We start from the raw sequence: 19461 nt of genomic DNA, 5'->3' as shown, positions 1-19461 counted from the left end.
GCGTGCGGGGCAGAAGATTCCTCTCCGACATGATCCCCCCCTCGAAGGGAAGGGGGACTGCCGAAGGCGGTGGAGGGGGCCGAACTACCTCGGCGTGCCCTTTCCGTCAGGCCGTAGGGCTCATTGCTCCTCCAGCCTCTGGCTGAAATAGACCATCTGCATCGCCTGCAACCGCGCGCCCTGCTCGATGTCGGCGTCGCCTGCATGGCCGCCGGCCGTGTCCTCGTAGAAATGATAGGGGATGCCATAGTCCTTCAGCCGCGCGGCGAACTTGCGGGCATGTTGCGGCCCGACGCGGTCGTCCTTGGTCGTCGTCCAGATATAGGGGGTGGGATATTTCACCCCCTTGCGGATATTGGCATAGGGCGAAATCGTCTCCAGAAACGCCTTTTCCTCCGGCACCGACACGCTGCCATATTCATCGACCCAGGATGCCCCGGCCGCGATCTGCTCGTACCGGATCATGTCGAGCAACGGCACCTGGATCACCACCCCGTTCCACAGCTCGGGATGCTGGTTGAACGCGACCCCCATCAACAGCCCGCCATTGGACCCGCCATAAATGCCGAATTTCCTGGGGCTGGACAGTTTCCGCGCGAAAATATCCTGCGCCACCGCCGCGAAATCATCATAGATGATCTGGCGCTTGGTTTTCAGCCCCGCCTCATGCCAGGCCGGGCCGAACTCGCCGCCGCCCCGGATATTGGCGAGCACGAAGCTGTTGCCCCGCTCCAGCCACAGCTTGCCGGTGATCGCGGCGTAGCTGGGCGTCATCGGCACCTCGAAGCCGCCATAGGCGGTCATGATCGTCGGCGTGGACCCATCCTTCTTCATGTCCTTCCGGTGGACGATGAAATAGGGGATTTTCGTGCCGTCGGTCGACGTCGCCTCATACTGCTCGACCACAAGGCCCGTCGCATCGAAGCGCGCCGGCATCGCTTTCACCTGAACAGGCTTGGGATCGGCCGCATCCATCGCCCAGAGGGTCGTCGGCGCCAGGAAACCGGCGACCGACAGATAGGCCGTGTCGCTCTTGTCGGTCGCGCTCGCGATGGAGATGGTGGCATTGTCGGGCAGCGCCACCGGCCTGCTGGTCCAGCCCGCCGCGCCCCCATCTACCTTCTTGGGTGTCAGCACCTGCACCCGCCCGCGCACATTGTCGTTGATCGCCAGGATCACATGGCCCTTCGTCGCCGTCACGCCGTCGATCGACTGGCGCGCATCGGGCGCGAACAGGATGTGCGGCTTCAGCACCTCGCCCGACTGCAGCGCCTTGAGCGGCACGGCGGCCAGAGCGCCCGCAGGCACGGTCATACCACCGCTCGTCCACGCTTCGCTCGTCTGGATCAGCACCTGCCCATCGACCATGCCCTGCACATTGCTCTTGGTCGGCAGCGGCAGCCTCTTCACGCCGCCATCCGTCACCAGATAGGTCTCGTTGCCGAAGAAGGTGACGCCGCGATAGAGGAAGGCCGCCCGGTTGCCCGATCCGTCGGTCAGGATGATCGGATAGGTGCCGACCTGATCGCTGGCCTCGCCGCGATACACCTCCTCCGCCGCCGACAGCGCCGCGCCGCGCTTCAATGTCTTCATGACGAAGGGATAGCCCGACTTGGTCATGGACCCTTCGCCCCAGTCGCGCGCGATCAGGAGCGTGTCCTGGTCCAGCCAGTCCACATTCTGCTTGGAGGTGGGAATATCGAACCCGCCCTTGACGAACTGGCCCGTCTCCAGGTCGAACTCGCGCAGCGTGACGGCATCCTCGCCGCCATCGGACAGGTTGACGAGCACCAGCCGCTCCTCGGGATCGAGGATGGTCGCGCCCTTCCACACCCATTTCCTGCCTTCCGCCTTCGACAGCGCGTCCAGGTCCAGCACCGTCGTCCAGCGCGGCGCGTCGGTCGCATAATCGGCTTCGCTCGTGTAGCGCCAGATGCCCTGCGGATGATCGGCGTCGCGCCAGAAATTATAGATGCGGCCATGGACCAGCATCGGCATGGCGATCCGGTCCTTGGCCGACGCGATGGCCAGGGCATCGCTGTAATAACCGGCATAGCGCGGATCATTCCGGAAGGCGGCGACCGTCGCCTTGTTCTCCGCCTCCACCCACTGCATCGCGCGCGGGCCGGTCCAGTCCTCCAGCCATACGAACGGATCGTCGGCGGCATCGGAGGGCGGGGAGGGCGGCGCACCGGCGCCGGTCAGCAGGGCAGCGGAAACCAAGCTCAAAATCCTTTTCTTCATGTCCGTCCGGTCCCCCCGCCCATCATCCGACCCCGCCGGTAACGGCGCCGCAGCAGCGCGCCCGCCGCCAGCAAGGGTAACGCCGCCAGCATCAGGACGATCCCGATCAGGCTGGGCGACCATCCGAAGATCGCGTGGACACCGAAGGCCGAGGGCGCCATCAGCGCCAGGAAGCCCGCCGTCAGCAGCCACAATCCCCAGCGCCGCGGCCGCACCGCCACCATCCGCATCTCGTGCCGCAGCGCCTTGCGCCCGGCCCTGGTGGACAGATCGGGTCGCGAAAGATCGGGGCGGGGATGATCCGACATAGATGCTGGACCTTGTGCCGTTTCGCCCCTATCCTGTCCAGCATCCCCGGGGGACCGTCCACAGACGGTTGAGAGGCGGCTGATGTGGCTGCGACCCGCTGAACCTGATCCGGTTGACACCGGCGTAGGGAGGGAGCGCGCCTTGACACCGCCCGCACTCTCTTTCCGCCCGAAGGAGAGTTATGATGGCAGACGTTGATTCCTTGATTGAGCGGGCTTCGGCTGGAAGCGCCGCGGGCCGCGCCGAAATGCGCGTTACCACCGGCCCCATTCGCGGCTCGCGCAAGATTCATGTCGGCCCGCTCCGCGTCGCCATGCGCGAAATCGACCTCGAACCCTCCAGCGGCGAGCCGCCGGTCCGCGTCTATGACACGTCCGGTCCCTATACCGATCCCGACGCCCGCATCGACATCATGGCGGGCCTCCCCGCTCTGCGCCGCGACTGGATCATGGCGCGTGGCGATGTCGAGGCATATGACGCGCGGGAGATCAAGCCGGAGGATAATGGCCTTAAAGGCCCGGACCGCTCGGCCGGGGTCCAGCCCTTCCCCAATGTGGTGAAGCGCCCGCTGCGTGCGAAGGCCGGCGGCAACGTGTCGCAGATGCACTATGCCCGCCGGGGCATCATCACGCCGGAAATGGAATATGTGGCCGAGCGCGAAAATCTCGGCCGCGCCCGCCTCGCTTCCTATGTCCGCGACGGCGAAAGCTGGGGCGCCTCCATCCCTGACTATGTGACCCCGGAATTCGTCCGCGACGAAGTGGCGCGCGGCCGCGCCATCATCCCGTCCAACATCAACCACCCGGAATCCGAGCCGATGGCGATCGGCCGCAACTTCCTGGTCAAGATCAACGCCAATATCGGCAATTCGGCGGTCGCCTCCGACGTGGCGAGCGAAGTCGACAAGCTGGTCTGGTCGATCCGCTGGGGCGCGGACACCGTCATGGACCTCAGCACCGGCCGCAACATCCACGACACGCGCGAATGGATCTTGCGCAACTCGCCCGTCCCGATCGGCACCGTCCCCATCTATCAGGCGCTCGAAAAGGTCGGCGGCATCGCCGAGGACCTGACCTGGGACATTTTCCGCGATACGCTGATCGAGCAGGCGGAACAGGGCGTCGATTATTTCACCATCCATGCGGGCGTGCGCCTCGCCTACATCCCGATGGCGGCGAAGCGCGTCACCGGCATTGTCAGCCGAGGCGGCTCGATCATGGCGAAATGGTGCCTCGCCCATCACAAGGAAAGCTTCCTCTACGAGCATTTCGACGAGATCACCGAGATCATGAAGGCCTATGACATCGCCTACAGCCTCGGCGACGGCCTGCGCCCCGGATCGATCGCGGACGCCAATGACGAAGCGCAGTTCAGCGAACTCTACACGCTGGGCGAACTGACCCACCGCGCCTGGAAACAGGATGTGCAGGTGATGATCGAGGGGCCGGGCCATGTGCCCATGCACAAGATCAAGGAAAATATGGAAAAGCAGCTCCAGGTCTGCGGCGAAGCGCCCTTCTACACATTGGGGCCGCTCACCACCGACATCGCGCCGGGTTACGACCATATCACGTCCGGCATCGGCGCCGCGCAGATCGGCTGGTATGGCACGGCGATGCTCTGCTATGTCACGCCCAAGGAGCATCTGGGCCTGCCCGACCGCGACGACGTCAAGGTCGGCGTCGTCACCTACAAGCTCGCCGCCCACGCCGCCGACCTCGCCAAGGGGCATCCCGCCGCGCAGGTTCGCGATGATGCGCTGAGCCGCGCCCGCTTCGAATTCCGCTGGCGCGACCAGTTCAACCTGTCACTCGATCCCGACACGGCGGAACAATATCACGACCAGACGCTCCCGGCCGAAGGCGCGAAAAGCGCGCATTTCTGTTCGATGTGTGGCCCCAAATTCTGCTCGATGAAGATCACGCAGGAAGTGCGGGAATTTGCCGCCAAAAAGAACCAGCCCGCCGACGGCTTCCTGGAGGCGGGCCTCACCGGCACGGAAGTCGCGCAAGCCAGCAAGGCCGCCGCGCTCAAGGGCATGGAAGAGATGAGCCGCCTGTTCAAGGAAAAGGGCAGCGAACTCTATATGGGCGCCGGCGGCAGGGAGCATGATTGAGGCGGATTATGAAGACAGACGGTCGGCGCGTTCAGCCAGGCGCAGGTGAACAACTCACCAAATTCGCCTGTCTGGATCGTCGGCAAGCGCTTCGCACCCCACCCGCCAGCGTCCGGCAAGGCGCCGCCGGACGCCCCCGCGCCAGGCGCGTTTCCTTGCCGTGCTGCTGCAACTCTGCCGTGTCCGGCCTGCCGCGCGCGCCGTGGGCATGTCGCCGTCGAGCGCGCACCGGCTGCGCCGCAGCCTCGCCTGCACCGATTTCGACCGCAACTGGGACGAAGCGATGATGCTCCACGATCATTGGTGGGCGCGTCCGCAGGCGATGGAACAGGGCGCTTTCCCGGATGAAGCGCCATGATGGAAGGGACGCGTTCCAAGCGTGTTCCGGGCGCGAAGCAGACGCTTCGGGCCGGAAAAGCCCGACGACGGTGTGAACTTCGCGCCGGTCGCGCCGTTCAGCCTTCCAGCACCAGCACGCCGCGCCGTTTCTTCCAGTCCAGCGCCACATTGATCCGCTGGCCCCAGCTGCCGTCCCAGTCGGTCGCCAGCCCATGCGCCTCCAGCTGGTCGACGATGCGCCGGCCGATCGCGATCGCCGCGTCCTCGCCCGTCACGCAGGCGCCGTAATTGAGGTAGAGGCCATGGCCCTCCACCGCCGATTCCGTGTCCTGCATGTGGAAGAAGGCATAGCCCTCGACCGGCTCTCCGGCCTGCTGCGCCGCCTCGACTTCGTCCCAGATTTCGGACGCGCCGCAAGTGCCGCAGCAGGTGAAATTCTGGCGCGCGATCACGCCCTCTGCCTCCAGCGCGGCGAAGGCGGCGTCCAGCCGGTCGCAGTCGGTCAGGGCGGTCCAGCCCTGCTCGGCGGCGCGATGGTCGGCCAGCGCCGCGCGCAACGCTGCCGACGCTTCCCGCCGCAGCACCGGCCGGGGCAATTCCTCCTCGAACAGCTCATGCGCGTTGGTGAGGATCGCATCCTCGTCGTAGAAGCCGCCGGTCACGTCGCGCCGCACCTGGTCGCGCAGCGCCGCGATCGGATCATAGGGCGGCACGACGCCCTCCGATTCCACGATGTCCGCCTTCCGCCCGAAAATCCTGTGCCACAAAGCCCCGAACATGCGCCCCGTCCTGCTACCCCGCCCTGCGTCGCGTTGCGGCCACCATGCCGCGCCCGAAGGCAAAGGAAAAGGGGTGTCGCAATCCGTTTTTCACGGCGCGGGCTCGATCACCACGTCCCAATGATCCTCGGTCACCGCACCGCGTTTTGCCTCCTCCACGTCGAAGGCGGCCTTGTCGGGAAACAGCCGTGCCCTGGCCGCCGCCATCGCCGCCTTGTAGGCCGTGCCCGCGCCGACGCCGTCGGCGCCATGGCGATAGACGATGGTGGTGCGGACATCCCATCGTGTGCTGCCGCCCATATGGGTGAAGGGCATCTCGACCGTCACTTGCATGATGTGGCCCTGCCGCATCATCTCGCGCAGCAACGCCTCATGCTGCTTGCGGTAGATGCGCAGGAACTCGCCCATCCCGCCCCATTTCACCCGGTAATAATTCTCGACCTTGAGCGGCCCGTCCGCGCCCGGCGCGGCATCCTGTGCCATGGCGGGGGAGAGGCAGCCCATGGCGAGCAGCAGGGCGGCGACAGAGGGAAGACGCATGGGCAGGGCCTTTCGGACGGGGGCAGTCATCCTGCCAGACGATTGGCCCGCCCGTTTCCGCCGCCCATCGCCCTTGCCTCCTCGATGCGAACACCGCACCATTTGCCCGACCCTTGACTTGCAGAGGATCGACCATGCCCCGCCGCCTGCTCCTGACGACGCCGCTGATCGCCGCCCTTGCGCTCGCCGCCTGCTCGGGGGGAGGGGCGGACCGGCAGGCCTCCAACAGGGCCGACAATGGCGCCGCGCCGGCCAATGTCGCCGCCGCCGTGCCGGCAGGCGACCGATTTTCCCGCTATGTCGATCATTATCCCTTCGACAAGGTCGGGGACCATAGCTGGCATGACGATCCGGTGGTGGTCCGGGCGGTGGAGACCGCGGTCACGGACGAGACGGTGCGCAAATGGGTGCTGGAGGACGGCGGCCCCTCCACGCCCATCGCCATGGTTGGCGGCCGCGTCGCCTCCTGGTCGTGCGAGGCGCATAATTGCGGCCCGCACCAATGGGTGACGCTGGTCGACCCCAGGAGCGGGGCTGCGGAAATCTGCTATTTCGACGAGAGCGTGGCGACCGACGAGACGCGCTGGTTCAGCGGCGGCCGGGAGGAAAAGCGCGCCGGAAAATGCCCGGAGGTCGAAAGCTGATCGTCGTCGCGCGGCGGGGCGGCAATAGCCTTTCCTGCCTGCGCCATTGGATATGCGGGCCAAAGCGTCTAAATGGCGCAGGATGCCGCCCGACACGCCCGACGCCACGCCCCTTCCGCCCATCTGGGCGACCTTCCGGCGCTTCCTGCCCTATCTCTGGCCGGCGGACGCCCCCGCGCTGCGCCGCCGCGTCGTCCTCGCCATGGGGCTGGTGCTGCTGGCCAAGGCGGTCAGCCTCGCCATGCCCTTCGCCTACAAGGCGGCGATCGACCGCATGGCGCCGGGGCTGGAGCCTGCGGCCGGCCTCGCCATCGCGCTGGTCGTCGCCTATGCGGGCGCCCGCTTCGGCAGCGTGCTGTTCGACAATCTGCGCAACGCCGTCTTCGAAAATGTGGGGCAGGAGGCTGGCCGTCGCCTGTCGGACGATGTCTTCGTCCATCTCCATCGCCTCTCGCTGCGCTTCCATCTCGACCGCCGCACCGGCGCCGTCACCAAGATCGTCGAGCGCGGCACCAAGAGCATCGATACGATGCTCTATTTCCTGCTGTTCAACATCGCCCCGACCATCATCGAACTGGTCGCGGTTTGCGCCATCTTCTTCGTCAAATTCGGTCCCGGCCTGGTCGTCGCCACGCTGGTCATGGTCGTCGCCTATATCTGGTTCACCCGCACCGTCACCGAATGGCGCAACCAGCTGCGCCGGGACATGGTGGACATGGACACCAGCGCCGTCGCCCATGCCGTCGACAGCCTGCTGAATTTCGAGACGGTCAAATATTTCGGCGCGGAGGATCGCGAGGCGAAGCGCTACGGCACCGCCATGCGCCGCTATGCCCAGGCCGCGATCAAGTCGGAAAACAGCCTCGCCTGGCTCAATATCGGCCAGTCGCTGATCACCAACCTGATGATGGCCGGCGCCATGGGTTATACCGTCTGGGGCTGGAGCCGGGGCCAGTTCACCACCGGCGACGTGGTGCTGGTGAACACCCTCCTCTCCCAGCTCTTCCGTCCGCTCGACCTGCTCGGCATGGTCTATCGAACAATCCGCCAGGGGCTGATCGACATGGAGGCGATGTACCAGCTGATCGACACGCCGGCCGAGGTCGCCGACGCGCCGAACGCGCCCGCGCTCCATGTTTCGGGGGGAGAGGTCCGCTTCGATCAGGTCCGCTTCGGCTACGATCCGGAACGGGAGATCCTCCATGGCGTCAGCTTCACCGTTCCGGCGGGCCGGACGCTGGCGATCGTCGGTCCGTCCGGCGCGGGCAAGTCCACCATCGCCCGCATCCTCTTCCGCTTCTACGACATACAGGGCGGCCATGTGACGATCGACGGGCAGGACATCGCCCGGGTCGGCCAGCATTCCCTGCGCGCCGCCATCGGCATCGTGCCGCAGGACATGGTGCTGTTCAACGACACGGTCGGCTATAATATCGGCTATGGCCGCGAAGGCGCGACCCAGACGGAGATAGAGGCGGCGGCGCGGGCCGCGTCGATCCACGATTTCATCCTCAGCCTGCCTCAAGGCTACGCCACCCGGGTGGGCGAGCGCGGCCTTAAATTGTCGGGCGGCGAGAAGCAGCGGGTCGCCATCGCGCGAACGCTGTTGAAAGACCCGCCGGTGCTGGTGCTGGACGAAGCGACCAGCGCGCTCGACAGCCGCACCGAAACCGAAATCCAGACCGTGCTGCGCGACATCAGCCGCAAGCGCACGACGCTTGTGGTGGCGCACCGCCTCTCAACCGTGGTCGACGCTGACGAGATCATCGTGCTGGATCAGGGCCGCATCGTCGAACGCGGCCGCCATGCCGATCTGGTCCGCGCCGACGGACTCTATGCCACCATGTGGACGCGCCAGGCGGCCGAGCGTGCCGTCGCCCCCGCCGAACCGGGTGTGGAGGACGTCTTCGAGGTGATGCGGCCGCTTTCTTAAGGCTCGCCGGCGCTCTGCTGCATTCGCCGTTCGGCGAACCATTGCGCCAGCATCTGGGCGGTGCAGCCGGTGAAGCCATTGGCGCCGTTGACCGAGCAGCTGTTGGGCAGATTCTGGCGCTGCACCTGCTCCATCGTCGCTACCTGGCTACCCCAGCCCTGGCTCCCGACCGGCGCAGGCTTCTCGCGCAGCTTCTTGGGGATGCGATAGCGTTCCGCTTCCGGACGCCGGGCGCACACGACGATCTCGTCGCCCTTGCCCTGCGGACAGGGATCGTCGCCATAGACCAGCAGGTTGATGGTCCGTTCCGGCGGCGGCGCGGGCTGCGCTGTCGCCGACAGCGGGATCAGGGCGGCCAGAGCAAGGCCGGTCAGGGTAGGGATTTTCGGGGAAAGTGCGCCGTAACTTGGCATAGATGCTGGTCCTTCATTCCCCTGTGGTGCGAGCGTCCGGGTTGCCCAAGTCCCGGACCTGTGGAAAAGGACGGCGCGGGACCGCCCTGTCCGTCAATTTTGCGGCGGGGAAGTGGTGTCCTGCGGCGGCGTCTGCTGCCCGGCCTTGGCTTCCGCCGCTTCTTCCGCCTTCACCCGCGCCTCGATCGCCTCGCTGTCGGCATCGATGGTCGACAGGCGCTTGGCGCGCTCGGCCGCGACCAGATCCTTCCAGCTGGCATTGTCGGCCTGCTGCCGCTCCGCCTTGGCAAGGCGGGCGAGCTGCGCGAAGCAGCCGGTCGCGCCGCCCGCGCCCGATGGCGAACAGCTTTCGGTGCCGGACCGGCCGACATATTCCATCGACCGCACCCGCTCGCCCCAGGCCTGGTTGCTCGGCTTGTTGGGATCGCCGCGCAGCGGCTCGGGGATGCGATAGCGTTCCTTTTCCTCCTTGCGCGCGCACACGACGATGTCGCCGCCCTGGCTCGGCGGACAGCTGTCATCGCCATAGACGATGACGATATTGACCTTCTCCGTGCCGTCGCTGGTGGCGGCGGTCGGCGCGGTCGGTTGCTGCGCCAGCGCGGGGACGGCGGTGCCGACCAGCGCCAGCATGGCGATCATGGAGCGTTTCATCATCGGTCCGTCCTTGTCAGATGCCCGGGTTCAAAATGCAGGGTTCAAATTCGTTTCGACAGGGCGATCGCGGCGCGGCAGCCCAGCCGGATCGCACCCGACAGCAGCGGATAGGCGGGCGCCTGCTCCGCGCCATGGGCCAGGGCAGCGTCGCGATGCTCGACTTCCTCGGCCTGGAAATCCGCGATGGCGGTGGAGAGTTCCGCGTCGGCCTGGCCCAGCTGCTCCAGCTGCTCCGCATAATGCCGGTCGATCTCGGTCTCGATCGCGGCGGTGCAGGCCATGGCGGCCTTCGGTCCCATGGCCGCGGTGACGGCGCCAAGCGCGAAGCCGGCGACCTTCCAGACCGGTGCCAGCGCGGTCGGGCGCACGCCGCGCCGCGCGATCATCGCGTCAAAGGCTTCCCGGTGCCGCTCCTCCTGGCTCGCCATGCCCGCGATCAGCCGGCCATAGGGATGGCGGTCGCCCATCACGGCGAGCTGCCCCGCATAGATGCGCGTCGCCCCATATTCGCCCGCCTGGTCGACGCGCAGCATCGCGGCGCGGTCGGCGTCGGTCAGGCGCTTGCCCGGACGGGGGAAATCCTTTTGCCCGCTCATGCCTTCCTCGCTTTCAGAAGCAACGCCAAGATGGCGAGCGCGGCCGCGCCGGACAAGAGGCCGTTATAGCCCGCCAGCGAAATGCCCAGCAGGCTCCAGGGCGCCACGTCGCACCGGGTGATCGGGCTGGCCATGATCTGGTTCAGCAGGTCGGCCGCGCTGCCCCCGGTGGGAGCGGTGGAGCAGGTGGTCAGCCCTTCCCACCAGCCATATTCGACCCCGGCGTGGAACAGGCCGATGCCGCCGCTGATGCCGATGGCCAGGCCCGCCAGCCCCACGAACAGCGCGCTGATGCAGGCGCGCCCCCGCACGGCATAGGCGACAAGCGCCAGCGGGATCGCCGCCATATGGGGATAACGCTGCCACCAGCACATTTCGCATGGATGGAGGCCGCCAATATATTGGGAAGCATAGGCGCCGCCCAGCAGCAGGACCGGCGTCAGCAGCGCGAGGGCGCGGGCGAGAGAAAGGCTCTTCATATCGCCCGCTTAAAGCCTTGGATTGCTTTCGTCATGCTGAACTTGGGGCACCTGCCCAGCCTCCGTTCGCGCCCCGATCGGATCGACGCGCATGGAGGCTGGGCCGGCGATCTATTTCGCTCCCGGCTTGCGCGCGGCGACCTGCGCCGCCGCGACGGTCGCGCCCGGCGTGCCGGCCAGGCGCGCGATCGTCTTGAGCGCATAGTCGAGCTGGAAATCCTCCACGCCCTTCTTCTTCAGCTCCTCGGCTGTCATGGCGAAGCGCGGATCGTCCTTCGCATCCTCCTCCAGCGCCTTGTCGTCGGTCTTGATCTCGTTGATCAGGTGGCGGCGCAGGTCGCTTTCCCGGAATTTGGGGCGATTCTTGTAATCGGGGTCGGACAGCTGCGGCACGCGGATGTCGGGCTGGATGCCGCCTTCCTGCACGCTGCGGCCCGATGGCGTGTAATAGCGGGCCGTGGTCAGCTTGAGCGCCGTTGTGTTGCTGAGCGGCAGCATGGTCTGGACGCTGCCCTTGCCGAAGCTGCGTTCGCCCATCACCAGGCCGCGATGCTGGTCCTGCAAGGCGCCCGCGACGATTTCCGACGCCGACGCCGATCCCGCGTCGACCAGCACGATGACCGGCAGGCCCTTCGCATCGTCGCCGGGCTTGGCATAATAGCGTTCGACATCGCCCTTGGCCCGGCCGCGCTGCGACACGATCTCGCCCCGCTCCAGGAAGGCGTCGCTGACCGACACCGCCTCGTCCAGCAACCCGCCGGGGTTGGAGCGCAGGTCGAGGATATAGCCGGTCGGCTTGTGGCCCAGGCTCTTGTCGATGCTGCGGATCGCCTGGCGCACGTCCGCCCCGGTATTGGCCGAGAAGCTGACGATGTTGATGACGCCGATGCCGTTCTTCACTTCCCATTTGACGGGCTTGAGCTGGATGATCTCCCGCGTCAGCGTAAGGTCGATCGGCTTGTCGCGTCCGGCGCGCACGATGGTGAGCTTCAGGCTGGTGCCCGGCTGCCCGCGCATCTTGTCGACCGCCTCGTCCAGCGTGCCGCCGTAGATGAGCTGCCCGTCGATATGGGTGATATAGTCGCCGGCCTTGATCCCGGCGCGCCAGGCGGGGGTATCCTGCGTCGGCGCGATCACCTTGACCGCGCCATCCTCCTGCGTGACCGAGAGGCCGAGGCCTCCATAGCTGCCCTCCGTCTGGGTGCGCAGATTCTGGAAGTCGCGCGCGTCGAGGAAGCTGCTGTGCGGATCGAGGCTGGCGAGCATCCCGTCGATCGCGCCCTTGATCAGCTTTTCGTCGTCGACCTTCTCGACATAGTCGCTGCGGACCTTCTGGAACACGTCCATGAATTCATCGAGCGCCTTGTAGCTCGACGCCTCCCCATCGGCGAGCGCCGCGGTGGTGGCGGGAATGAGCGCAAGCGCCCCGAGCGCGATCGCGCCCTGGAGGAAGGTGGATTTCATGGCTGTCCTTGATTCCGGCATCTGCGACCCACCATAAGCCGATTCGCGTCCCGACGCAAAAGCGCGCTTCGATGGACCATCGCGCAGCGTCGATGAGCGTCGGGTTAACCCAGCCCCACCAGCGGCACGATGTCCACCGGCCGCCCGTTGCGGCGCAGTTCCACGGTGATGTTGGGCCGTTCCGCGCCGGTGACGCCGACGGGTTCGCCTTGGCGCACGCTGTCGCCGACCTGCGCGGTGACGCGGTGCAGGCCGGTGATGAGCGTGGTCCAGCCCTGGCCATGGTCGATGATGAGGATCTGGCCATAGTCGCGATAGGGACCGGCGAAGGCGACGCGGCCGGCTGTGGGGGCGATCGCCTGCGCGCCGGGCTGCGTCACCAGCGTCAGGCCGCGTGATCGGACCCCGCCGTCATTGACCTCGCCCATGCCGGTGACGAGCTGGCCGATCACCGGCAGGCGATAGGGGGGCGGGCCGCCGGCCGACGCGGTGCGTTCCGGCGGCGCGGCGCCCGCCCGGTCGGGGCGGGCGGGGCGCAGCAGCGGGCCGGACAGGGCGGCCAGCCGGTCGCGCAGGTCGCCCGCATCCTCCAGCCGGTTCATCAGGTCGACAATGTCGCGGGCGCGTTCGCCCAGCGCCAGCGCGCGTTCGCTTTCCAGTCCCGCATTGGCGCGATAGTCGCGGGCGGCGATGCGCTTCTGCGCCTCCAGCGCGGCAAGCGCGGTCTGCTGCTGCCTGCGGTCGCTCTGCGCCTGCGTCAGGGCGTCCGCGGCCTGCTGCGCCGTGGCGCGGAGCGCCCGGCTCTTCTCCAGTTCGGCGCGCAGGCCGGCGGTGCGCTGCTGGATGACGGGCAGGATCTGGCCCAGCACCGCGCGCATGTGGACCGCGTCGCCGACCGATCCGGGCTGGACCAGCGCCAGTCCCAGCGGGCGGCGCGCCATCATCTGGAGCGCCGCGGTCAGGCGGACGATCGGCTCCTGCCTGGTCGCGAGCCGGGCGGCCTGGGCGCGCTGCATCCGCGCGATGATGGCGATGCGGGCCTGCGCGGCCTGGATGTCGGCCTCCGCCTGCTGGATGCGGGCGGCGACGGCGGCGGCGCGGCGGCGCGCCTGCTCGGCCTCGTCGCGGGCGGTGGCCGCCTGCTGGTCGAGGCGGGCGGAGCGGTCGCGGGCCTCGTCCGACTGGCGGCGGGCGGCCCGGAGCGCCTGCTGCTCCTGCGCCAGGGTCGTGCCGGCGGTGCCCGGCAGGATGATGGCGCTGTCGTCGGCGGCGGGCAGGCGCGTGGCTGCGAAGGCCGACAAGCCCGCCAGTCCGCCTGCGATGAGGATGCTGCGCTTCACCCGTTGTCCCGACCCTTGTCGTCCCTGACTAGGCGGAAATCCGGCCGGGTTCTACCCTTCGCGATGATAGGGGTGGTTTGCGAGGATCGAACAGGCGCGCCAAAGCTGCTCGGCCAGCATCGCGCGCGCCATCATGTGCGGCCAGGTCATCGCGCCGAAGGCGACCAGCAGGTCCGCGCTCGCCCGCTCGGCGTCGCCGAACCCGTCCGCGGCCCCGATCAGGAAGCGGCATTCCCGCGTGCCCGCGTCGCGCCAGCCCTCGATTCGCCGGGCAAAGTCCATGGAGCCAAGCTGCTTGCCCTTCTCGTCCAGCATGACCGTGACTGTGCCGGGACCGACGGGAGGCAATTTGCCGCCCCGGTCAGGCATTTCGGTGATCTTGTGCGGCATGGTCAGCCGCTTGACGTAACGGTCGACCAGATCCGCTTCGGGGGAACGCCCGATCTTTCCGCGCGCGATGATGTGGAGCAGCATGGCTGCTCCCTAGCCTTTCATCGCGCGCCTGTCGAAGGGCGCGTCAGGCGGTGCCCGCGACCGGCGTGTCGACGAAGCCCCACATCCGTTCCAGATTGTAGAAGCTGCGCACTTCCGGCTTGAACAGATGGACGATCACGTCGCCCGCGTCGATCAGCACCCAGTCGGCGACCGGCAGGCCCTCGACCCGCGCGGATCGGCCCGTTTCCTTCTTGATCCTCTCGGCGAGATGCTGGGCCATCGCCGCGACCTGGCGCGACGAGCGGCCGCTCGCGATAACCATGTGATCGGCGATGCTGCTCTTGCCTTCCAGGGGGATGGAGATGGTTTCCTGCGCCTGGTCGTCGTCGAGCGACTGCATGACAAGGGCGTGCAGGGCGGCCACGGAATCGGCGCTGGGCGCCGTATCGTTGGCAGGGGCGGGTCTGGTCAAAAAAACTCCAATCTAGACGATATACCGGCGCGTGAGCGGATCGCGCACACGCGTTGCTTCATATTCGCGATGCCAGAGGGGGTCCGCCTGCCGCAGCAGGGTCGCCGATCTTGGATCAGGGCAAAAGCGCAATAGCACGAGCGCCGGCACTCTCCAATTCGTCCATTCTGCACTCTGGCGCGCGGGCCGGACGAAGCGCCGCAGCCAGCTCATGGCCGCAGAGCCACGGGCAACGTCATCATAGCCGGGACGGGCGACCACGGCAATGGGCATCTGCCGCGCAATGCCGCGCCAGTCCTTCCATTGGCCGAACTGGGCCAGATTGTCCGCGCCCATCAGCCAGATGAAGCGATGGCGCGGGTAGCGGCGGACCAGCGCGCGCAGCGTGTCGATCGTGTAGCGGGTGCGCAACGGACGCTCGATCGCGGTGGCGCGAATCGGCGCGCGGCGCGCGACCCGTTGCGCGCGGGCGACGCGGGCGGGGAGCGGCGCCATGCCCTTGGCGGGCTTGAGCGGATTGCCCGGCGACACCAGCCACCAGACCTCGTCCAGCCCCAGGGCCTGGTGCGCGAACAGGGAAATGGCGCGATGCCCTCCATGCGCCGGATTGAAGGAACCGCCGAGCAGGCCGATGCGTCTCATGGCCACCCCATGCCAGTGCGGGGGCAAGGCGGCAATGGCATTGCCCGCGGGCGCGACGGCGCTCGGGGCTGTATTTTTTCCCCGGTCGGGACTAAGGGGCGGCGCGAACGCGTCCCGCCCTTGCCTGTAGAAAGTCCTTGCCATGTCCGACGTCACCATCAAGCGCGCCCTCCTGTCCGTCTCCGACAAGGCGGGCCTTATCGAACTGGGCCAGGCGCTGGGCAGGCATGGCGTCGAACTGGTGTCGACCGGCGGCACCGCGAAGGCGCTGCGCGACGCGGGTCTGGAGGTCAAGGACATCTCCGACCTCACCGGTTTCCCCGAAATGATGGATGGTCGCGTCAAGACGCTGCATCCCAAGGTCCATGGCGGCCTGCTGGCGGTGCGGAACAACCCGGAGCATGTCGCCGCGATGGAGGCGCACGCTATCGGTGCGATCGACCTGGTCGTCGTCAATCTCTATCCCTTCGCCGCCACGGTCGCGAAAGGTGCGGACCGCGACGAGATCATCGAGAATATCGACATTGGCGGCCCGTCCATGGTCCGCTCCGCCGCGAAGAATCACGAAAGCGTCGCGATCGTCACCGATCCGGCGGACTATGCCCGCCTGATAGCGGAAATGGACGAAAAGGGCGGTGCCACCAGCTACGACTTCCGCCGGATGCTGGCCGCGAAAGCCTATGCGGCCACCGCCGCCTATGATTCGATGATCGCCAGCTGGTTCGCCTTCGCCGATCAGGGCGTCATGTTCCCCGAGACGCTCGCCGTGTCGAGCAAGCTCGGCGCAACCCTGCGCTATGGCGAAAATCCTCACCAGTCGGCCGCGCTCTACCTGCCGGTCGGGCCGACCGCCAACGGCATCGCCCAGGCCGAGCAGATCCAGGGCAAGGAACTCTCCTACAACAATTATAACGACGCCGACGCCGCGCTGGAGCTGGTCAGCGAGTTTCGCGACGGTCCGCCGACCGTGGTGATCGTCAAGCACGCCAATCCCTGCGGCGTCGCCACCGGCGACACGCTGATCGAGGCCTATGAGGCCGCGCTCGCCTGCGACAGCGTGTCGGCCTTCGGCGGCATCATCGCCGTCAACCGCCCGCTCGACGGCCCGACCGCCGAAGCGATCAGCGGCATCTTCACCGAAGTCGTCGCCGCGCCCGACGCCAATGAGGAAGCCAGGGCGATCTTCGCGAAGAAGAAGAATCTCCGTCTGCTGCTGACCGGCGACCTGCCCGATCCGGCGCGCCCCGGCCTTCAGATCAAGAGCATCGCCGGCGGCCTGCTGGTCCAGAGCCGCGACAATGGCCAGGTCGACCGTGACGCGCTCAAGGTCGTTACGAAGCGCGCCCCGACCGATCAGGAGCTGAAGGACTGCCTCTTCGCCTGGACCGTCGCCAAGCATGTGAAGTCGAACGCCATCGTCTATGCCAGGGACGGCAGCACCGCAGGCGTCGGCGCGGGCCAGATGAACCGCCTCGAATCCGCGCGCATCGCCGCGTGGAAGGCGAAGGACGCCGCCGAAAAGGCCGGCTGGTCCACCCCGCGCACGATCGGATCGGCGGTCGCCTCCGACGCCTTCTTCCCCTTCGCTGACGGCCTGCTGGCGGCGGTGGAGGCCGGCGCGACGGCGGTGATCCAGCCGGGCGGCTCGATCCGCGACGATGAAGTGATCGCCGCCGCCGACGATGCCGGCCTCGCCATGGTCTTCACCGGGATGCGCCACTTCCGCCACTGAAGCCCTTGTCCTGTTTGGCGCATCCGGCCGACATCCCGGCCCATGCGGCATCCACACTCTTGACGCGGGTGCGAAGGCGCCGTCTTCGCACCCGCAAAATCGCGGAAAACCGCCACTTTTTATCAAGTGGCCTCTTTTCAAGAACGGCCTGTGCGCTTATTTAGAGCGAGACCCTACTTCCACGTCAGACGTGGGGCGGAAGACAGAGAAACTCGTTCGACAGGAGACTTGGATGACCAGAAAAACGCTGGTGGCTCTGGCCGCCTCGCTTGCCCTTGCGCTGCCCGGCATGGCGAGCGCCGGCAGCAACGACATGGATGTGATCGTCGACGGCAATACCGGCGCTGAAACCCGCTCCATCGCCGTGTCCGTGGCCGACCTCAACCTTGCCAGTTCCAGCGGTCTGCGCCGCGCCGACTATCGGCTGGTCCGCGCGTCCAAGCAGGTGTGCGGCTTCGTGAACGGCTCGATCCTGCCGGTGACGGAGGATTATCGCAACTGCTTCGGCACCGCGATCGAGGGCGCGCGCAGCGACCTGAACGCACTGGCGCAGCGCCAGGGCTGATCCGCGAACTGATCGCCGCCCGTTTCTCCGCGATTCGGCCTGGCCCGACAGGGCCGACCCGTCCGATCGCGGACGCGTTCCCCGCACGAAGGGGACTGCCGGGGGCCGCTCCACCATGGTGGAGCGGCCCTTTCTGCTGCCGGCCAAGGATTGTCCTTACCGGCCATTAACCAGTCCTTAGAGGATTTCCTTCACTCCGGGCGGCACGACGGACCATCCGGGGGAAGAAGTTGCCATGCCGCGTATCGACCAGACTGTGGATGTTGCGATCATCGGGGCCGGCCCGGCTGGCCTGACCGCCGCATATCTTCTGACCAAACAGGGCTATAGCGTCACGGTGATCGAAAAGGATCCCGTTTATGTGGGCGGCATCAGCCGGACGGTGGAGCTTGACGGCTTCCGATTCGATATTGGCGGCCACCGATTCTTTTCCAAGTCGCAGCAGGTCGTCGACCTGTGGAACGAGATATTGCCCGACGACTTCATCCAGCGTCCGCGGATGAGCCGCATATATTATGAGGGCAAATTCTACAGCTATCCGCTCCGCGCGTTCGAGGCGCTGTGGAATCTGGGCGTGTGGCGCTCGACCCTCTGCATGGCGAGCTTCGCCAAGGCCCGCCTCTTCCCGAACCGCGACGTCAAGTCCTTCCAGGACTGGACCGTCAATGCCTTCGGCCACAAACTCTTCTCCATCTTCTTCAAGACCTATACTGAAAAGGTGTGGGGGATGCCGTGTGACGAAATGTCGGCCGACTGGGCGGCGCAGCGGATCAAGGGGCTGTCGCTCTGGGGTGCGGTCAAGGACGGGCTGAAGCGCTCGCTCGGGCTCAACAGGAAGCCCAATGACGGCATGGAAACCAAGACGCTGCTGGAAAGCTTCCGCTATCCCCGTCTTGGCCCCGGCATGATGTGGGAAGCCGCGCGCGACCGGGTGGTCGAGGGTGGCAACCAGGTGCTGATGGCGCACAGCTTCAAGCGGCTGGAGCAGGATCAGGCCAGTGACCGCTGGCGGCTCGTGGCGCAGGGACGGGAGGGCGACATCGCCATCAACGCCGCCCATGTCATCAGTTCCGCACCGATGCGCGAGCTGGCGGGCCGCATCCATCCGCTGCCGACGACCCTGGGCCAGGCGATGGACCTCAAATATCGCGACTTCCTGACCGTGGCGCTGATGGTGAAGGGCGAGGACATCTTCCCCGACAACTGGATCTATATCCACGATCCCAAGGTGCTGGTCGGCCGCATCCAGAATTTCCGCAGCTGGTCGCCGGAAATGGTGCCGGACCCGACGCTCGCCTGCGTGGGCCTTGAATATTTCTGCTTCGAGGGCGACGGTCTCTGGTCCTCGTCCGACGCCGATCTGGTTGACCTCGCCAAGAAGGAAATGGCCGCGCTCGGCCTGTGCGACCCCGACGATGTCGTCGGCGGCGCGGTGGTGCGGCAGGAAAAGGCCTATCCGGTCTATGACGACGCCTATGCCGCCAATGTGCTGGCGATGCGGACCGAACTGGAGGCCCGCTATCCCACGCTGCACATGGTCGGCCGCAACGGCATGCACCGCTACAACAACCAAGACCATGCGATGATGACGGCGATGCTGACCGTGCGCAACATCGTCGCCGGATCGCGCGTCCACGACGTATGGCAGGTCAATGAGGATGCCGAATATCATGAAGCGGGCGAGGAAGGGCAGGACATGGACGCGCAAGCGGCTCTCGCCGGCGTCCGCGCCGTGCCGTCGCGGCTGAAGGCGGCCTGACCC

General features: G+C 66.9%; 20 protein-coding genes and 1 riboswitch. Of the genes, 7 read left to right on the top strand and 13 right to left on the bottom strand.

The annotated features are described in order from the left end of the window. Window positions 1-120: 120 nt before the first annotated feature. On the bottom strand, window positions 121-2244 hold the full coding sequence (locus tag A7Q26_RS22575; protein WP_066864836.1) for a prolyl oligopeptidase family serine peptidase: 2124 nt from the start codon (window positions 2242-2244) through the stop codon (window positions 121-123). Next, entirely contained in the window at window positions 2241-2552 is a 312-nt protein-coding gene (locus A7Q26_RS22570; RefSeq protein WP_066864833.1) for a hypothetical protein, read from the bottom strand. Before A7Q26_RS22570 ends, A7Q26_RS22575 begins: the two co-directional genes overlap by 4 nt. Window positions 2553-2589: 37 nt before the next feature. Next, a riboswitch (TPP riboswitch) is annotated at window positions 2590-2700 on the top strand. 37 nt (window positions 2701-2737) lie between these two features. Between A7Q26_RS22570 and thiC the strand changes: the two genes are divergently transcribed. Continuing rightward, window positions 2738-4669: a phosphomethylpyrimidine synthase ThiC gene (gene thiC / locus A7Q26_RS22565; protein ID WP_269747281.1), complete on the top strand. Its 1932-nt coding sequence runs from the start codon at window positions 2738-2740 to the stop codon at window positions 4667-4669. A 160-nt stretch (window positions 4670-4829) separates the two neighbouring features. Further along, window positions 4830-5027, top strand: a complete 198-nt coding sequence (locus A7Q26_RS24945; RefSeq protein ID WP_066864830.1) for a hypothetical protein — start codon at window positions 4830-4832, stop codon at window positions 5025-5027. A 97-nt stretch (window positions 5028-5124) separates the two neighbouring features. On the opposite strand, the gene A7Q26_RS22555 is transcribed toward A7Q26_RS24945, so the two are convergent. Beyond that, window positions 5125-5787 (bottom strand): DUF6891 domain-containing protein, encoded by a 663-nt coding sequence (locus tag A7Q26_RS22555; RefSeq protein WP_066864827.1) that lies wholly within the window; start codon window positions 5785-5787, stop codon window positions 5125-5127. Window positions 5788-5877: 90 nt separating this feature from the next. Continuing rightward, window positions 5878-6327 (bottom strand): hypothetical protein, encoded by a 450-nt coding sequence (locus tag A7Q26_RS22550; protein ID WP_066864824.1) that lies wholly within the window; start codon window positions 6325-6327, stop codon window positions 5878-5880. Between the two features lie 134 nt (window positions 6328-6461). On the opposite strand from A7Q26_RS22550, the gene A7Q26_RS22545 reads away from it, so the two are divergent. Next, window positions 6462-6971, top strand: a complete 510-nt coding sequence (locus A7Q26_RS22545) for a hypothetical protein (RefSeq protein ID WP_066864820.1) — start codon at window positions 6462-6464, stop codon at window positions 6969-6971. A gap of 82 nt (window positions 6972-7053) precedes the next feature. Continuing rightward, window positions 7054-8904, top strand: coding sequence for an ABCB family ABC transporter ATP-binding protein/permease (locus A7Q26_RS22540; RefSeq protein ID WP_066864817.1), 1851 nt, complete (start codon window positions 7054-7056; stop codon window positions 8902-8904). Here A7Q26_RS22540 and A7Q26_RS22535 read toward each other — a convergent pair. The 9 genes from A7Q26_RS22535 to A7Q26_RS22495 form a co-directional block, all read right to left on the bottom strand. Continuing rightward, window positions 8901-9317 (bottom strand): hypothetical protein, encoded by a 417-nt coding sequence (locus A7Q26_RS22535; RefSeq protein ID WP_066864814.1) that lies wholly within the window; start codon window positions 9315-9317, stop codon window positions 8901-8903. The two genes, A7Q26_RS22540 and A7Q26_RS22535, sit on opposite strands and share 4 nt — an antisense overlap. Window positions 9318-9410: 93 nt before the next feature. Beyond that, window positions 9411-9974 (bottom strand): hypothetical protein, encoded by a 564-nt coding sequence (locus A7Q26_RS22530; RefSeq protein WP_066864811.1) that lies wholly within the window; start codon window positions 9972-9974, stop codon window positions 9411-9413. Window positions 9975-10015: 41 nt separating this feature from the next. Then, window positions 10016-10570: a demethoxyubiquinone hydroxylase family protein gene (locus tag A7Q26_RS22525; protein ID WP_066864808.1), complete on the bottom strand. Its 555-nt coding sequence runs from the start codon at window positions 10568-10570 to the stop codon at window positions 10016-10018. Further along, window positions 10567-11049 (bottom strand): disulfide bond formation protein B, encoded by a 483-nt coding sequence (locus tag A7Q26_RS22520; RefSeq protein ID WP_066864805.1) that lies wholly within the window; start codon window positions 11047-11049, stop codon window positions 10567-10569. Before A7Q26_RS22520 ends, A7Q26_RS22525 begins: the two co-directional genes overlap by 4 nt. Window positions 11050-11160: 111 nt before the next feature. Further along, complete coding sequence (locus tag A7Q26_RS22515) at window positions 11161-12513, bottom strand: S41 family peptidase (protein WP_066864803.1); 1353 nt, start codon at window positions 12511-12513, stop codon at window positions 11161-11163. Between the two features lie 104 nt (window positions 12514-12617). Then, entirely contained in the window at window positions 12618-13853 is a 1236-nt protein-coding gene (locus tag A7Q26_RS22510) for a murein hydrolase activator EnvC family protein (protein ID WP_066864800.1), read from the bottom strand. Window positions 13854-13904: 51 nt separating this feature from the next. Then, the gene (locus tag A7Q26_RS22505; protein ID WP_066864797.1) at window positions 13905-14327 is read right to left on the bottom strand and encodes a 23S rRNA (pseudouridine(1915)-N(3))-methyltransferase RlmH; all 423 of its coding nucleotides are present in this window, start codon (window positions 14325-14327) and stop codon (window positions 13905-13907) included. Between the two features lie 43 nt (window positions 14328-14370). Then, window positions 14371-14760: a ribosome silencing factor gene (gene rsfS / locus A7Q26_RS22500; RefSeq protein WP_066864794.1), complete on the bottom strand. Its 390-nt coding sequence runs from the start codon at window positions 14758-14760 to the stop codon at window positions 14371-14373. Between the two features lie 12 nt (window positions 14761-14772). Next, the gene (locus tag A7Q26_RS22495) at window positions 14773-15402 is read right to left on the bottom strand and encodes a nicotinate-nucleotide adenylyltransferase (RefSeq protein ID WP_066864792.1); all 630 of its coding nucleotides are present in this window, start codon (window positions 15400-15402) and stop codon (window positions 14773-14775) included. Window positions 15403-15544: 142 nt separating this feature from the next. On the opposite strand from A7Q26_RS22495, the gene purH reads away from it, so the two are divergent. The 3 genes from purH (at window position 15545) to A7Q26_RS22480 (ending at window position 19458) form a co-directional block, all read left to right on the top strand. Next, a complete protein-coding gene (gene purH / locus A7Q26_RS22490) occupies window positions 15545-17134 on the top strand; it encodes a bifunctional phosphoribosylaminoimidazolecarboxamide formyltransferase/IMP cyclohydrolase (protein ID WP_066864789.1) in 1590 nt (529 codons plus the stop codon). Between the two features lie 232 nt (window positions 17135-17366). After that, entirely contained in the window at window positions 17367-17699 is a 333-nt protein-coding gene (locus tag A7Q26_RS22485; protein ID WP_066864786.1) for a UrcA family protein, read from the top strand. A gap of 235 nt (window positions 17700-17934) precedes the next feature. Continuing rightward, the gene (locus A7Q26_RS22480) at window positions 17935-19458 is read left to right on the top strand and encodes an NAD(P)/FAD-dependent oxidoreductase (RefSeq protein ID WP_066864783.1); all 1524 of its coding nucleotides are present in this window, start codon (window positions 17935-17937) and stop codon (window positions 19456-19458) included. Window positions 19459-19461 lie beyond the last annotated feature (3 nt).

It is taken from the genome of Sphingobium sp. TCM1, from assembly GCF_001650725.1.
Lineage (GTDB): Bacteria > Pseudomonadota > Alphaproteobacteria > Sphingomonadales > Sphingomonadaceae > Sphingobium.
This window is presented reverse-complemented; position numbering and strand designations above follow the sequence as displayed.